Below are 14,733 nucleotides of genomic sequence, written 5' to 3'. Positions count from 1 at the left end.
CTTCACCTATTAACAGTCAGAAAATCACAACAGAATTCTAGTCTGACAAGCGGCCAGTCTACCATCGGCGACATGAGCAAGCATCATGGCTGAAGGGCCAAAGCGACGGTCCTCACAGCCATGATCCAGAATATGGCTGATCTGCTGGGCAGGCGCTGTTCCGCTCTTGCCGATGTGAAGCCCACGCAGAACGCTGATTTGTTGAGGGTCGCATCTTTGAGGGTCGCATCTTTGTTGACTGCTATCGGATCACCGTTACGAGTCGCGCCTCGACCCACGGCCGCGCTATATGACTCATCTTTAACAGGGTCGAAGATGACGCCAAGCATTGGCTTACCCTCTATGGTAGCACCGACCGACACACACCAGCTCGGACGATCGCGCATGAAGTTCGAAGTACCGTCGATGAGGTCCAGAACCCAAACTACAAAATGGCGTGATGGGGAAATGCCTGATGCAACCTGTTCCGGATCAGCAATTCGACTGATTTATCAACCGCTATCACAAAGTCTTGCGGTCCCTTGGTTTCAATTTCCAAGGGTCTATTCTGCGTCAAATATGACATGACCAGCCGTCCAGCCGCCGGTGCCGTCGCTTCGGCTACAGCCTGTATCATCACCAAGTTATCGTCTTCGTTTGCCACTGTTCCGTCCTTCATTCGCTTTCACAACCTAGCGTCTCATGGCTTGGTCGAACGTCAGTTCTTCGGCGGTTAAAATGTCCGAAATCTGTACTCGGTTACCTGTCGATAAGTTTCATTCGGCCGCAACACCGCACCGACCAAATGACTTCGATTAGGGCTATCCGGGTAACGCTGCGGTTCCAGGCAGATACCGCAATGCCTTCCATAGCGAGCTCCATCGAGACCCACGGCCGGGCCATTGAACGCTCCGCCATCATATAATTGCAGGTGTGGCTCGGTCGTATAAACATCCATGGCCATGCGTGTCTTGGGCCCGGACAACGTTCCTGCATGTATCAGTTTTTTATCTGCGGAGACCGTCTCTCTTAGAACGAACCCCAGGTCGTAGTTGACCTTCTGTTGGTTTCGTAAAGGTCTTGGCTTGTGAAAATCAAAAGGCGTTCCATAAACCGAGCGTATCTCGCCGGTTGGAATTAGATCGTGATCAACTGGAGTGTAAAAGTCGGCTTCTGCTAAAAACTCATGATCAATTGCGCTTGGTACGAGAGCGTTTTTGAATCCAACTGGCAACTCAAGATTGAAGTAACCATGGCTGGCAAGATTACAGAGCGTTGGTGCGTCAGTTGTGGCGGTCAACTCGACCTCCAAGGTCGCGGGGTCCAACAATCGATAAACGCACTGAACATCCAGGTTGCCGGGGAAACCGGCATCACCATCCGGAGATTGAAGTGACATCGTTACCGATGACGCGTCGTATGCCTCGAGCCTCCAAGGTCTCCGGCTAAAGCCTTGACCGTCGCCACCGCCGTGTAGCGTATGCTTTCCATCTTGATTAAGTGGCAGTTGATAATCTTTGCCATCCAGTTCAAAACGGCCTTGGGCAATCCTGTTGGCAAAACGACCAGCGATTGTGCCGGCATGAGCAGTATCGGCGGTATAGTCGTCAATTGTATCAAAGCCGATGACAACCCGTTGTTTTCCCAGAGGCGTGGGGATGAGCAAATCGCGCACCGCAGCCCCCCATGTCAGGATCTTTGCCTCCACACCCCCATCCGAGCGTAGAGTGACCTCATGGATATCGACACCGTTGACTTGCCCAAAAATACGATCTTGCATTTGTTCTACCATCTAATTTGTGTTCGAAGAGTTCGCCGAACCGCAGGAAACGCTGATTTGAACATGGGCTCAGCTCAAATATTTATTGGTGTCTGCATCGCTTTTCGGTAGCAAGCTACCATCGATCGAAGTTGCTTCCGATTCATGCAGCACCAAAGCTTGAATCGAGGCTGCGGCAATCGCATCGGCATCGTCAATGAACTCGTCCCATACGCCCGGATCTGCAACACCAACGTGCAAAAACCATCTTGCCGACTCCGTCGGCTTGTGGATCGTTGCTGTCATGCTACCCTCCATTATCAAGAACATTCCGATATTGGCGCTCAACACTTTTAAGAAGAAACCGGACGGGTGGACTGGCGCCGTCTCCCAACCACCTGCGTGGTTTTCAATTTTTTCATTCGTGGAGATGGAAATCCCAACCCAGATACTGACGTGAAGCGTCGATTATGGCCTCACTGACGGAAGAAAAATTCGCCGCCACATGATGCTCAAAGCCGTTTTCGCAAATATAACGCAGCAACTTTTGCATGTTGGGAATTTCAACAACGCCCGCGCCACCAAACGTTTCCAGCGGATCGTCGGTGAACTTTCCTTCTCCGACGTAACCACAAATGCGCCCGGATGTGTCATCCGTGCTCACACGAATATAGGTCATGTGCCCCGACTTTATTGAACCATCCACCGTTCCATAAGTATTGTCTTTGCCAACCGTCCCGGCAATGATTTCCTGAAAGTCCATTTTGTAGTTTTTAAAGAATTCTTTCGGCAGGTTGCTGCAATGGAAACACACGGCTTTATTAGCGTTCGTTCCATAGTTGTTGTTCCAATCGAGAAGCGCGCTCGGCGTTCCAGAGGCAAGTGCCAACATATGCATGCCTATGAGCCCACAGACGTCGACTTCACAAGCACTGGACATCAATTTGGAACTCATCATGCTCATCATTGTGCAAGGTACGACACCATAGTTTTCTTCCAATGACGTCCAACATTGAATTGCGCTGATCGAAACATCGACTTCCCGCATCCATTCCTCCGTCACCGCCGCAAGCTTGGCTTGTCTGAGGATGGCCGGATGAGGCACACCTTCAACTGTAATATAATTTTTGATCGCCTTGACCTTGTCTGTGACGATCGAAGCGCCATCATCGAGGCGGGAAACCCGCCCTAAAATCTCTGAAAGATCGAGCGTGATGACCGAAATTCCGGCCGCCTCAAGAAGTTTTTCACTGTAACGAACTGTATTGAAGGCTTGTGGCCGTGCGCCGATTGCGCCTATTCGCAAGCCCCGCAAACCACCAACAATGCGGCAGGTCGCCGAAAAACGCGCAAGATCATCTTGAAACTCATCGCTGAGCGGGTCAACACAGTGGGATTTGGTGAGAGAATAGCGAATGCCGTACTGTCGCAGATTATTACAGGCCGACATCTTTCCGCAAAAGCTGTCGCGGCGCCACTGGATCGACATTTTTTGCGGATCATCTGGGGTGGCCTGGATTAAGGTAGGAACCTTCAGTCCCGACAGGCGGATGGTGTCGGCGATTGGCCGCTCTTCCCCGAAGTTCGGAAGCGTGACGATTATTCCATCAATATCATCACCATGCTTCTTGAACAAAGCTGCGCATTTTCTAGCATCTTCAAATGACTGCACGGCACCATGCTGGGTGTCTTCGAGGCCAAGGACGATGCTCTTATGGCCAGCCTTTTCAACAGCACTGATCATATGATCACGACCTGTAGCCGCAAGGTGACCTGGGAAAAATCCCCGGCTTCCAACTACAATACCAAACGTCATTGACATTACTTCTGCTACCTTCCTGGTTTTCATGCGCATCAGCAATTCATATTGGGTACTGGTGCGCAGTTCGAATGGCTGTCAGCGGCATGTGAGTGCGGGAGAATCCGTCACTCACCTCGCTCGGTGACCGCCTTTAAACATTTAAGATTGTCTCCGGCTCACATCCCAGGACGGCGTCCGAACGTTTCCCTAGCGTTTTCAACAGTCAGATTGTTGTTCGTCAGCATTGCAATTATCTTAACCATCACTTCCTCCCACGATATACAAATTGCATGATTTTAGAGAGCTGGTGCGACAATCACTGAACGCAAACAAAGCTTACTTTCGAACCCACACTGGACGTTGCCCGCTCATCACCAAGACGAGCAAGTGGAAAACCTGATTGCGCCGGTCCGTTGTTTTTTCAATCCACAAAATGATAATTTCGCTAACCGCACCAACCGCCGGCCCTCCTACAGCCCGGTACGGATTTCAGAGACACGGCTTTGTGCATCTGACTCCCAAGAAGCCTGATCGATTATCTCACAGCAGCAACATGCCGGAAGTCACATTCTCTCCTCAGAATGCGCTCTATCCTCCCTGACACGTCCAGCAAAATCAACCGAACGGCACCATATTGAGGTACGTACCTCTTTATATTTAACGCGTCAATCCCTTAGAGGCAGAAAGTCGTTTTATGTAAATGCCTCGCACGGCTGACGATTGCATTGTTTTTTAATATCTATTTACTCAACCTGGGGATTATTTGCGTGGGGCAATGAAAATACCCTCAACTGATCGTAGGCTGCGGAAGATAAGACCGGCGCTATTTGAGGTACGCTAGTCTTAGCTTTAGAGGACACATGACGTAATACGCCCATCGCTGTTCGAAGAATGCGAGCTTCGTTCGGCTACTTCCTCAAGCGGTTTCTTGGCGATACCGTTCAGGACAAATTTTCATTTAGGTAAATTTCAATTCGAATGGTTTCCTGGCCGGCAAGCAAAGGTGTTTTATCAATTCGTGCTTTCAATATACGTAGAGCGCTGCGCACCTCATGACCGGCATCTTGATGAATGATGGCATCGACAATGCCAGCATTAAGAGCACGTCGTGTGTGCTCCGTCAATTCATGGGCAACAACCACGCGCTCCTTGCTAGCCCCGTTCTTTGACAAAACCTCAATGAGACCGCGATTGCCCGCGCCCATATTATATACGCCGACGACATCACTATGCATCCTCAGGCATTCACTAAGATATTTTTGGACCAGTTGGCTGTCATCCTTGCCCTCGATTACCGGCAAGCATTCCAAACGCGTATAATCGCTACGAATGACCTGCTCAAATCCCATGCGGCGTTCCACGTGATCCCGAACCAGCATTGACCCCGCAACCAGCGCAATCTTTCCCGACTTTTCACCTAAAAAATTGCCCATGAGTCTGGCAGCAGTGCGTCCAGCTGCAACATTGTCAATGCCAACATACGCATCACACTGGAAAGAAGGTACATCTGAAACAAGTGTAACGACTGGAACGTTGTTCCGGCGCAACCGGGCCAGCGCATCTCTTACAGCCACAGCTTCCGTTGCAACAACCGCCACGCCCGAGTAACGAGCGGGGTCCAGGCCATCCAGCGTAGCCGCCAGTGCCCGCCCATCAAAAGGGGGGACTTTATAAATCGAAATCTCCGTACGATCATTTGCTGAATGTTGCTTTACTGCTTCGATTTCGGCCTCCAATCCCCGCATGAAGCTGTTAGCTCCCTCTGGTATTACAAACGCGAAGCGATAAATCTGCCGCTTTGCCAAGTTCGCAGCAGAGACGTCTCTGATATAACCGAGCTTCGAAATCGCAGCTTCAACTTTCGCAATCGTTTTCTCGCGCACCCCAGGGCGTTGATTAAGCACTCTATCAACTGAAGCAAGGCTGACACCGGCTTGTCTCGCCACATCCTGCACTGTAGGTCGCACGTTTAACCATCCCGTTCCGAAAACAAATTTAAGCTAACTCAATAGCGCCGACGAACGATATCCGGAAGGCCAAAGAAGCGCTTTGCCTTACTCTTTTGCTGGCACCATCGATCATCGGTTTGTGGGTGGAAAAGTTGGTCTGGTCCCGTTTACATTGCGGTGGCAATTTTACTGGGCACATTGAGCTTAATGTCTCATAAACAGCTCCCGTGGATGCCAACTATACGGGTATTAAATCAGCGATCTGACGTGTTGCACGGCACTTAACGGAACCCCAACCATTTATTGACGTTTAAATGGTCCAGGTTTGGGAAATTGATATGCAGCATAACGCAGTTATACACCGATATGCCGAAATTGGCGGGCACAGAATTTTCTTGCGTGAGGCGGGACCGGCAGATGCTCCAGCCTTGCTGCTTCCGCACGGTTATCCTTGTTCATCCTATCAGTTTCGACGACTGATGCCAGCCCTGTCCGATCAGTGGCGAACGATAGCTTTCGACTGGCCCGGATTCGGTTATAGCCATACACCGGAACCTTCTTCATTTGGGTATGATTTCGATGCATATGCCGAGGTTCTTGAACAGGTAGCCGATGCTCTTAACCTGCGCCGCTATATCTTGTGGCTTCACGATTACGGATCGCAGATCGGCCTACGGCACGCGATCGCGCATCCCGAAAGGATAGCAGCCCTTATCATTCAAAACGGCGACATTTACGAAGACGTTTTGGGACCAAAATACTCGACAATAAAAGCCTGGTGGAATGACAAATCTGCCGAAAACCACCGCGCACTCGAAGAAGCCGTCAGCGAAGAAGGCTTTCAAAAAGAGTTTATTGGCGAAGTGCCAAAGGAGGTAGGCGCGAAAGTGCCGCCGGACCTTTGGAAACTGCACTGGCCGTTAATGGACACGCCCGTTCGCAGGGCTGTGTCGGTTGTGCTTATGGAGAAGCTGGAGCATAATCTGGAGTGGTTTCCACGTTACCAAGCTTATCTGCGTGAATACCAACCCCCTACCCTGATTGTCTGGGGACCACAGGACGGATACATGCCCAAGGAGTCTTGCCTGGCCTATCAACGCGATTTACCGAATGCTGAACTGCATCTCATCGACAACGCCGGTCACTGGCTGCTCGAGACACATCTGGATGAAGCGATTCCACTTGTCCGTGACTTTCTTTCGCGCGTATCTCTACAATAGGCGGATTAGACAAATTAAGTTGGTCCACAGCACTTAATGGCGAAGTGGGTCAACGGAGTGTGCTCGCAAACCCACTTGTCTTCCGGACGTTCGGCATATATATCAATTGAATGCTTGATTATCCGTCCCGACCACCTTCACCATCGCATATCCCCATGGATGCGCTGAGCGAAGTTTTGCAGGATTTCCGCTTGAGTGGCGTAAACTACGGTCGCTGTGAACTACGGCACCCATGGAGCATCGCTTTTCCGCAGCAGCCCCTGCTCCGCTTTCACTTTGTCAGCCAAGGTCCGTGCTGGATCCACACGGAAGAGCAAGGCTGGCAGGAGTTGCACGATGGCGATCTGGTGCTGCTGCCACAAGGCATCGCCCATCGGCTGGCCAGCGCGCCAAATGTGATGGGTGACTCGCTTAAGGGTTGTCAGGTAACCAAGTTGGGCAGCAATGTCTGCGAAGTGGTGCGGGAAGGAACAGGCGCGACGAGTACCCTTTTTTGCGGGTCCATGACTTTGGGCGCCTGTGCGCTTAGTCCCTTGATCAGTTTGATGCCACCAATCATCAAGGGGTGCGACGTGGCCGGCAATGACCCTATTGTCGGTCCTTTACTCGCAGCTATGACAGTGGAGGCCACACAACCACAGATGGGTAGCGCCACCATCTTATCGCGCATGGCAGACTTGTTAACTGCCAGACTTATTCGCTGCTGGGTCAACTGTACGGGTGCATCGACAACGGGTTGGCTTGCCGCCATTCGCGACCCCCACATTGGCCGCGTTCTGGCGGCGATGCACAGAAACCCCGGTCATAACTGGACGTTGGAGAGTCTCGCAGGCTTGGCGGGGCAATCACGTTCAATATTCGCTGAGCGCTTCAGCGCTGTCTTGGGCGAAGGCGCCGCGCATTATCTCACTCGCCTGCGCATGCAGCTTGCCGGCGAATTACTGGCGCAAAATGGTATGTCGGTTGCCGAGGTCGCTACTCGCTTGGGCTACGAATCAGAAGCCTCCTTTGCCCGCGCGTTCAAGCGCATCACCAATGTCTCACCCGGCATTGTGCGTCGCACAATTTCCGGACGAATGGACATGGATTTCGGATTTTAGGATACATATCATCCGAAAGAAATTGGCTATTAGTATCTCCAAACATTGGAGATACTTTAATGACAGACACAACATTACAGTTTGAACGCTCAGCGATAGATATTGATAGCGCTGCGCCAACTGCCTGGACCCCAGCAACTTGGTTTGCGGTTCTTTCCATGGCGGCAACCAGCTTTGCATTGGTGTCAGCTGAGTTTCTGCCAGCGGGTCTTTTGACGCCGATGGCGCGCGATCTTGGCATCAGTGAGGGGACTGCCGGTCAGGTCGTTACAGCAACTGCTTCCGTTGGCGCTGTGACTGCCTTGTTGAGCAATGTTCTCATTGGACGCCTGAATCGCAAGACCGTCTTGGTGGGCCTTAGCGCCCTTGCAATTGGCTCCAATATCCTTGCAGCGGCAGCAACCGATTTTTGGCTCCTATTGCTCGGCAGAGCTGGCCTAGGCATCGCCCTTAGCGCGTTCTGGGCGCTTTCAGTTGCTGTTGTTGCCAGATTGGTGGGGGCCAATGCAACAGGTCGAGGTATGGCTATTGTCACCCTCGGCGTGTCGCTCGCTACGATTGCCGCACCGTCAATGGGGGCGATAATCAGCGATTGGATAGGCTGGCGCAGCGCCATGGCCATGACAGCGGGGCTTGCCGCGATTGCCATGTTGATGCAGTTTCTAAGCCTGCCAACCCTGCCTGCCAGCACAAGCAACAGTCTTGCGGATGTCTTTCGGTTGACACGGCGACGCGGCATTCAACTCGGCATGCTTGCTATCCTGCTGCTCATGACAGGACATTTTGCTGGCTCGGTCTATGTGCGCCCCTTCCTTGAGCAGGTAACCCTCCTTGCAACCGGTCCGATCGCCCTGGCACTATTTGGATTTGGCATCGCCGCTGTTGTCGGGAACATTGTTGGCGGTCGCCTGGCAGATACCAATATCCGCATGGCGCTCGTCGTCACTGCCGCATTAATGGCGTTTGCGGCACTCGCTTTGGTGCTTTGGGGTGTGCATACCGGTGTTGCCTTTGGCTTTGCTACGCTTTGGGGCTTGGCCTTCGGCATGGCGCCAGTGGTGTTGCCAACCAATCTATCTCGCGCAGCACCCGACGCGTTGGAGGCAGCAGGCAGTCTGATGGTTACCTCGTTCCAGGTCGCCATCACTATTGGCGCTGTTGCCGGCGGCTATGTCGTGGACACCTATGGCGCAACCGGCCCGTTGACCCTTACCGCCATTCTAGCCGCTTCGACCGTTCTGCTGGCGCTATTGCAGCCCCGCGACTGATCCTTGCACCGGGGTGGCAGGAACAAACTGATATAATTACAAGGCAGCAGACGAATGCTGCCTTGTATTACTATTTGCAGTCCACGGACGCATACAGCCACTCCATGCAAACTGGACGATGTCTGGAGACTGCTTTATCCGCCTACAATCATTTCCCCGGAAGCTCGATCCGGATAGGGCGTGTACCGAGCGGAGCACCTGTTCCTCGATCAATAGTGAGGGGATCAATTTCTGTCCCAGTCGCCGCATCGAAGAAGCGGGTCACCTCGCCCCCGCCGCGGTATTTGCGGCCCCATGCACCAATTGCGAACAGCACCGGAAGAAAGTCACGCCCGGCTTCCGTCAGCACATATTCGTCTCGTGGCGGTCGTTCCAGGTAGCGGCGTTTTTCTAGCAATCCTTCGTCGGTGAGGGTTGAAAGCCGTGCAGTCAGCATCGTTGGAGCGATGCCAAGACTCTTGCGAAACTCGTCGAAGCGCGTGAGGCCAATATGAGCATCCCGCAGGATGAGCATACTCCAGGCATCCCCCACAAGGGCGAGGCTGCGAGCTATAAGACATGGCTGGTCCGAAAGTTTTTTCATGTTAGTATCTTTTTGATAGTGACTTACTACTAAATTCATAGTAACTGAATGCTCATTGATGTTCCATAGCAAAATGAAGGCTGAAGAAAATGAGCAAAATAGAGCACCGGGTTGCCCTTGTTACAGGTGCTTCCTCCGGCATTGGCCTGGTGACAGCCCAAGCGCTACGGCGCGATGGCTATCACGTGTTCGGGACCAGTCGAAAACCCATGCCGAACACGCCGGATGGCATTACAATGCTGATTTGCGATGTAACGGATGATGGATCGGTGCAGACACTTGTAGACGAGGTTCTCAGTCGCACTGGTCAGATTGACCTCCTGGTCAACAATGCCGGGATCGGATTGCTCGGTGGTGCTGAAGAATCTTCTGTCACTCAGGCAAAGTCTGTGTTCGATGTGAACGTGTTCGGCGTGCTACGTATGACAAATGCCGTTCTGCCCATTATGCGACGCCAGGGCAAAGGGCGGATTATCAATCTGAGCTCTATACTTGGACTTATTCCAGCGCCCTATAATGCTCTTTATTCATCCACCAAACACGCTATTGAGGGCTATTCGGAATCGCTCGATCACGAAATTCGAACACAAGGTATCCGCGTTGTTCTTGTGGAGCCGGGGGTCACTCGCACGTCTTTCGAAGAAAACCTTACCCGGCCAGACCAGCCACTTCCCGTTTATGATACTATCCGTGCTTACGCCGAAAAATTGATGCGCGAAATCATCGAGAAGGGTGATGCACCAGAGAGCGTCGCAGCAGCAGTTGTGAGCGCCGCCAATGCCGTATCGCCCAAAAGACGCTATACTGTTGGTAAGGCTGCGCGACAGGTTCGCTTTATACGCCGCTTCCTGCCGGAGTCGTTCGTTGACAAAAACTTGCGGAAATTCAATCGACTTCCGGCTTGAATTTCAGCCGCACTGAAGAAAGCTATTTTCTATGAAATCGTTTGTTGTCGATCAATACGCAAAGGGCGGCGCCCTACGGTTAACTGATAGTCCGATGCCGGAACTACGGGACAATGATGTGATGGTGGAAATCCATGCCGCCAGTGTGAATGTTCTGGATAGTAAAATTCGTGATGGCGAGTTCAAGCTTATTTTGCCATATCGCCTCCCGCTGATCTTAGGCAACGATGTGGCGGGCGTGGTAACCCGAGTGGGGCCGAAAGTTCGCCACTTCAAGCCTGGAGATGAGGTCTATGCACGACCAGCACAGGATCGCATCGGAACATTTGCGCAATATATTGCCGTCAATGAGTTAGATTTGGCAATAAAGCCGAATAATCTGACAATGGAGGAGGCTGCGTCCGTTCCACTCGTCGCCTTGACGGCATGGCAGGTGCTTGTCGAGCGCGCTAATTTACAAAAGGGTCAGAAAGTCCTGATCCATGCAGGCTCCGGCGGCGTAGGTACGATCGCCATTCAACTTGCCAAACATCTCGGAGCATATGTGGCAACAACCACAAGCACGATAAACATTGATCTCGTCAAAAGTCTCGGCGCGGATGCCGTGGTCGATTATAAGAAGGATAAATTCGAGGAAGTGTTGCACGGATTTGACGTCGTCCTAAACAGTCTTGGTAAAGACACGCTGGAAAACTCCCTCCGCGTATTGAAACCAGGAGGAAAACTGATCTCGATTTCGGGTCCGCCTGATCCAAATTTCGCAAAACAAAATGGGCTCAGCTGGCCGCTTCAACAAATCACGCGCCTCCTGAGTTTCGGCATTCGCAGGAAAGCGAAACGTCGAAACATAAGCTATTCTTTCCTTTTCATGACCGCCAATGGCGAGCAACTCAGTCAGATTACCGCATTGATTGAGGCAAATGTCATTCGCCCTGTTGTGGATCAAGTCTTCCCGTTTGAGAAAACCAACGAGGCACTGGCTTATGTCGAGACAGGCCGGGCAAAGGGCAAGGTAATTATTGCTATGAAGTGACCGTTAGAAGGCGGTGGGTCCAATATAAGATGTAGAGCCACCGTAGCGCTCCTAAACGGTGCTCAATAGCATGACCACATGAAGGTTGCAGTGGTCATCAATGTGCCTTTGTACGGCGCAGCAAGTACATTCTTCGAATTTTCGACGGTGCCGAGCGATTCTGATCTCTTTTTGCGCGCCAGAATAGAACACAGTTGTGTTGATCGGTTTGGTGGTTGTCCTTAGCCTGTCCCCATCATGCAAGAGAAGCAGAACGCTTCACCGCAGTCATTTCGCTCGATGGAGAATTCATGAAGGCCCTTAGCTTTGCGACATTGAGCAACCAATTTAAGCGTCAAAGAGCTCTCGGTGCGGCATTCGGTATTGTTGCCATGCTGTTGGCGGGGCAGGCTGCTGCCGAAGGCTCCATCAGGATCGCCCAGCAGTTCGGAATAGCCTATCTGATCCTGGATGTCGTTCGCGACCAGGCTTTGATTGAAAAGCACGGAAAGCAAGCTGGTGTTGATATCAAGGTTGAATGGGCAAGCATTTCTGGTGCAACCGCAATGAATGAGGCACTGCTCGCCAACAATCTGGATATTGTGTCAGCAGGAGTTCCACCGGCATTGACAATGTGGGATCGGACCAAGGGTAAGCAGGACGTCAAACTGGTCGCCGCGCTCGGCTCATTACCGAACTACTTGCTAACGACTAACCCGGATGTCCACGAACTCAAGGATTTCAGCGATAAGGATAGGATAGCCGTGCCTGCTGCCGGCACGGGTTTTCAGTCGCGAACGCTACAAATCGAGGCAGCCAAGATCTTCGGCGCCGACAATTTCCAAAAGCTTGATGAAATTTCCGTCAGCTTGCCGCACCCCGACGCGACCGCAGCGCTAATCTCGGGCGGCACCGAAGTGAATTCTCATTTTTCCTCTGCACCGTTTTATTATCAAGCCTTGCAGGCAAATAAAGCGGTACATAAGGTCATTAGTTCCTACGACATTTTAGGCGGATCAGCGACCTTCAACGTGCTTTATGCCAGTTCAGCATTCCATAACGACAATCCCAAAACCTATGCTGCCTTCTATGCCGCTCTGCGCGAAGCGTCGGACTGGATCAATGCAAACAAGCAAGAGGCTGCACAGACGTTTATCCGTCAACAGGGTTCCAAGCTCTCCCCTGAATTGATTTTAGAAATCATCAACGATCCTGAAAATGATTTCACCATCGTCCCCCAGAACACCTTCGTTTATGCGACGGAGCTTCATAAGCTTGGTGTCCTGAAAAACAAAGCTAATTCCTGGCAAGATTATTTCTTCCCAGAGGCCTCTGGTGAGAACGGCAGTTGAGTGAGCTTAACATCCCAGCGCAAAAAGCAGATCGCTTGAGCGATCTGCTTTTGAGTCGTGAATCAGATGGAATTGAGAATGGACGGCATGACTGAATTTGCTCCGGAGAATTTCGGGCCGCCCGCTCCGCCCCTTCTTTCGGTCGAGAACGTCACCCTCGAGTATAAGACGCCGGGTCGTGTGGTGCGTGCAACGCAAAATGTCAGCTTCGACGTGTGGGAAGCAGACCGTTTTATCCTGCTTGGAGCCTCCGGTTGTGGAAAATCCACCCTTTTAAAGGCTGTTGGCGGGTTCATTGCGCCGCGCAAGGGTCGGATAGTGTTGGATGGACGCACGATCCAGGGTCCGGGCCCAGACCGTGTTGTTGTTTTCCAGGAGTTTGATCAATTGCCTCCATGGAAAACCGTCCGCGAGAACGTTGCGTTCCCGATGCGAGCGTCGGGGCGGGTCGGTCGCAAGGAAGCTGCCGAGCGCGCCGAGCACTATATCGAAAAAGTAGGCCTGAGCCGTTTCGCTGATGCCTATCCCAATACACTTTCGGGTGGCATGAAACAGCGAGTAGCCATTGCCCGCGCGCTAGCCATGGAGCCGCGTGTCCTACTGATGGACGAACCATTCGCAGCACTGGATGCGCTCACCCGGCGAAAGATGCAGGAGGAACTTCTGGCGTTATGGGAAGAAGTTCGCTTCACACTGCTCTTTGTGACGCATTCCATCGAAGAAGCCTTGGTGGTTGGAAATCGGATCGCGCTTTTGTCGCCACATCCTGGGCGGATGAGAGCCGAGATCAACAGCCATGAATGGGATCTCAGCAGCGGTGGAAGCTCGCAATTTCAGGCAGCCGCAAATCATATTCACCGACTTCTTTTCGAAGAGGCAGTCGCCGTCGATGGAGCAAATGATGAGTAAAATCCTGAGCTCCGGCAGCAAAACAAACCCGCGCATAACCCCGCCGGTTCGACCGGAATACGAGCTCCCGCTCGAGCCCCTTGCCCATGCCACGAGCGGGGAAGGGTTGCCCGTATATAACCGCCTTTGGCAACACACCTGGATAAGGAAAGGCCTGATCCTGTTTTGTCTTGCCTTGCTATGGGAAATCGCTGCCAGCCTTCAGGGCAACGAGTTGCTGCTGCCGCCGTTCTCCGCGGCGGTCAAGGCGCTCGCCGATGACGTTGCCAGCGGCGTCATTCCAAGCCGGGCTTTTAATTCACTGGATGTTCTGGTCAAGGGCTATGCTATCGGTGTCGTTCTGGCTTTCGTGCTCACCTCGCTTGCCGTTTCCACCCAGATCGGACGTGACCTGCTGTCTACCCTCACCTCCATGCTCAATCCATTACCACCGATAGCCTTGCTGCCATTGGCACTGCTGTGGTTCGGACTGGGCCAAGGAAGCCTCGTCTTTGTGTTGATCCATTCGGTGCTCTGGCCGCTGGCGCTTAACATGTATACCGGCTTCACCGGCGTGCCGGAAACCTTGCGGATGACCGGCCGCAATTATGGGCTGCGTGGCTTGCGATATGTGCTTTTGATCCTCGTACCAGCAGCTCTTCCATCCATCATTGCAGGACTCAAAATCGGCTGGGCTTTCGCTTGGCGCACCCTTATCGCAGCGGAGTTGGTCTTTGGTGCATCCTCCGGTAAGGGCGGGCTGGGCTGGTATATTTTCCAGAACCGCAACGAACTTTACACCGACCGTGTCTTTGCCGGACTGATTACGGTTATTCTTTTTGGCCTTCTGGTCGAAAACGTCCTGTTTCGTCAGCTCGAGCAACGTACGGTGACAAAATGGGGAATGGCGCGCTAGT

13 protein-coding genes and 1 pseudogene are annotated in these 14,733 nt (G+C 52.3%); 8 read left to right on the top strand and 6 right to left on the bottom strand.

What is annotated here, in order from left to right; translation table 11 throughout:
- Positions 1-83 precede the first annotated feature (83 nt).
- From V9K92_RS04115 to V9K92_RS04095, 5 genes and pseudogenes are all read right to left on the bottom strand, one after another.
- A pseudogene (locus tag V9K92_RS04115) lies at positions 84-565 on the bottom strand (inositol monophosphatase family protein).
- Between the two features lie 147 nt (positions 566-712).
- Positions 713-1,759 carry an aldose epimerase family protein gene (locus tag V9K92_RS04110; RefSeq protein WP_337353347.1) on the bottom strand — a complete coding sequence of 349 codons (1,047 nt, stop codon included), beginning with the start codon at positions 1,757-1,759 and terminating at the stop codon, positions 713-715.
- A gap of 69 nt (positions 1,760-1,828) precedes the next feature.
- The gene (locus tag V9K92_RS04105) at positions 1,829-2,044 is read right to left on the bottom strand and encodes a hypothetical protein (RefSeq protein ID WP_337353346.1); all 216 of its coding nucleotides are present in this window, start codon (positions 2,042-2,044) and stop codon (positions 1,829-1,831) included.
- A 112-nt stretch (positions 2,045-2,156) separates the two neighbouring features.
- Positions 2,157-3,593 carry an L-fucose/L-arabinose isomerase family protein gene (locus V9K92_RS04100; protein WP_337353345.1) on the bottom strand — a complete coding sequence of 479 codons (1,437 nt, stop codon included), beginning with the start codon at positions 3,591-3,593 and terminating at the stop codon, positions 2,157-2,159.
- 887 nt (positions 3,594-4,480) lie between these two features.
- Positions 4,481-5,506 carry a substrate-binding domain-containing protein gene (locus V9K92_RS04095; protein ID WP_115054898.1) on the bottom strand — a complete coding sequence of 342 codons (1,026 nt, stop codon included), beginning with the start codon at positions 5,504-5,506 and terminating at the stop codon, positions 4,481-4,483.
- A gap of 320 nt (positions 5,507-5,826) precedes the next feature.
- Between V9K92_RS04095 and V9K92_RS04090 the strand changes: the two genes are divergently transcribed.
- The 3 genes from V9K92_RS04090 (at position 5,827) to V9K92_RS04080 (ending at position 9,076) form a co-directional block, all read left to right on the top strand.
- Positions 5,827-6,708: an alpha/beta fold hydrolase gene (locus tag V9K92_RS04090; RefSeq protein WP_337353344.1), complete on the top strand. Its 882-nt coding sequence runs from the start codon at positions 5,827-5,829 to the stop codon at positions 6,706-6,708.
- A gap of 110 nt (positions 6,709-6,818) precedes the next feature.
- Positions 6,819-7,808 (top strand): AraC family transcriptional regulator, encoded by a 990-nt coding sequence (locus V9K92_RS04085; RefSeq protein ID WP_337353343.1) that lies wholly within the window; start codon positions 6,819-6,821, stop codon positions 7,806-7,808.
- Positions 7,809-7,867: 59 nt separating this feature from the next.
- Positions 7,868-9,076 carry an MFS transporter gene (locus V9K92_RS04080; protein ID WP_337353342.1) on the top strand — a complete coding sequence of 403 codons (1,209 nt, stop codon included), beginning with the start codon at positions 7,868-7,870 and terminating at the stop codon, positions 9,074-9,076.
- Positions 9,077-9,224: 148 nt separating this feature from the next.
- On the opposite strand, the gene V9K92_RS04075 is transcribed toward V9K92_RS04080, so the two are convergent.
- The gene (locus V9K92_RS04075) at positions 9,225-9,659 is read right to left on the bottom strand and encodes a winged helix-turn-helix transcriptional regulator (RefSeq protein WP_337353341.1); all 435 of its coding nucleotides are present in this window, start codon (positions 9,657-9,659) and stop codon (positions 9,225-9,227) included.
- An 89-nt stretch (positions 9,660-9,748) separates the two neighbouring features.
- On the opposite strand from V9K92_RS04075, the gene V9K92_RS04070 reads away from it, so the two are divergent.
- The 5 genes from V9K92_RS04070 (at position 9,749) to V9K92_RS04050 (ending at position 14,732) form a co-directional block, all read left to right on the top strand.
- Positions 9,749-10,564 (top strand): oxidoreductase, encoded by an 816-nt coding sequence (locus tag V9K92_RS04070; protein ID WP_337353340.1) that lies wholly within the window; start codon positions 9,749-9,751, stop codon positions 10,562-10,564.
- Between the two features lie 31 nt (positions 10,565-10,595).
- Entirely contained in the window at positions 10,596-11,597 is a 1,002-nt protein-coding gene (locus tag V9K92_RS04065) for an NADP-dependent oxidoreductase (protein WP_337353339.1), read from the top strand.
- A 290-nt stretch (positions 11,598-11,887) separates the two neighbouring features.
- Positions 11,888-12,928, top strand: coding sequence for an ABC transporter substrate-binding protein (locus V9K92_RS04060; RefSeq protein WP_337353338.1), 1,041 nt, complete (start codon positions 11,888-11,890; stop codon positions 12,926-12,928).
- Between the two features lie 78 nt (positions 12,929-13,006).
- On the top strand, positions 13,007-13,837 hold the full coding sequence (locus V9K92_RS04055; RefSeq protein WP_115054890.1) for an ATP-binding cassette domain-containing protein: 831 nt from the start codon (positions 13,007-13,009) through the stop codon (positions 13,835-13,837).
- Positions 13,830-14,732, top strand: coding sequence for an ABC transporter permease (locus tag V9K92_RS04050; RefSeq protein WP_337353503.1), 903 nt, complete (start codon positions 13,830-13,832; stop codon positions 14,730-14,732). The genes V9K92_RS04055 and V9K92_RS04050 overlap by 8 nt, the downstream gene beginning before the upstream one ends.
- The last annotated feature ends 1 nt before the right edge of the window (position 14,733 follow it).

This window comes from Phyllobacterium sp. CCNWLW109, from assembly GCF_037203905.1.
Classification (GTDB): domain Bacteria; phylum Pseudomonadota; class Alphaproteobacteria; order Rhizobiales; family Rhizobiaceae; genus Phyllobacterium; species Phyllobacterium ifriqiyense.
The sequence above is the reverse complement of the archived record's forward strand: the minus strand, read 5'-3'. Positions and strand labels throughout refer to the sequence as shown.

Coding starts and splice junctions, on each gene's coding strand:
- V9K92_RS04110 (WP_337353347.1), bottom strand. CDS start 1,759: ATGCAAGATCGTATTTTTGGGCAAGTCAACGGTGTCGATATCCATGAG.
- V9K92_RS04105 (WP_337353346.1), bottom strand. CDS start 2,044: ATGACAGCAACGATCCACAAGCCGACGGAGTCGGCAAGATGGTTTTTG.
- V9K92_RS04100 (WP_337353345.1), bottom strand. CDS start 3,593: ATGCGCATGAAAACCAGGAAGGTAGCAGAAGTAATGTCAATGACGTTT.
- V9K92_RS04090 (WP_337353344.1), top strand. CDS start 5,827: ATGCAGCATAACGCAGTTATACACCGATATGCCGAAATTGGCGGGCAC.
- V9K92_RS04085 (WP_337353343.1), top strand. CDS start 6,819: ATGCTTGATTATCCGTCCCGACCACCTTCACCATCGCATATCCCCATG.
- V9K92_RS04080 (WP_337353342.1), top strand. CDS start 7,868: ATGACAGACACAACATTACAGTTTGAACGCTCAGCGATAGATATTGAT.
- V9K92_RS04075 (WP_337353341.1), bottom strand. CDS start 9,659: ATGAAAAAACTTTCGGACCAGCCATGTCTTATAGCTCGCAGCCTCGCC.
- V9K92_RS04070 (WP_337353340.1), top strand. CDS start 9,749: ATGAGCAAAATAGAGCACCGGGTTGCCCTTGTTACAGGTGCTTCCTCC.
- V9K92_RS04065 (WP_337353339.1), top strand. CDS start 10,596: ATGAAATCGTTTGTTGTCGATCAATACGCAAAGGGCGGCGCCCTACGG.
- V9K92_RS04060 (WP_337353338.1), top strand. CDS start 11,888: ATGAAGGCCCTTAGCTTTGCGACATTGAGCAACCAATTTAAGCGTCAA.
- V9K92_RS04055 (WP_115054890.1), top strand. CDS start 13,007: ATGGACGGCATGACTGAATTTGCTCCGGAGAATTTCGGGCCGCCCGCT.
- V9K92_RS04050 (WP_337353503.1), top strand. CDS start 13,830: ATGAGTAAAATCCTGAGCTCCGGCAGCAAAACAAACCCGCGCATAACC.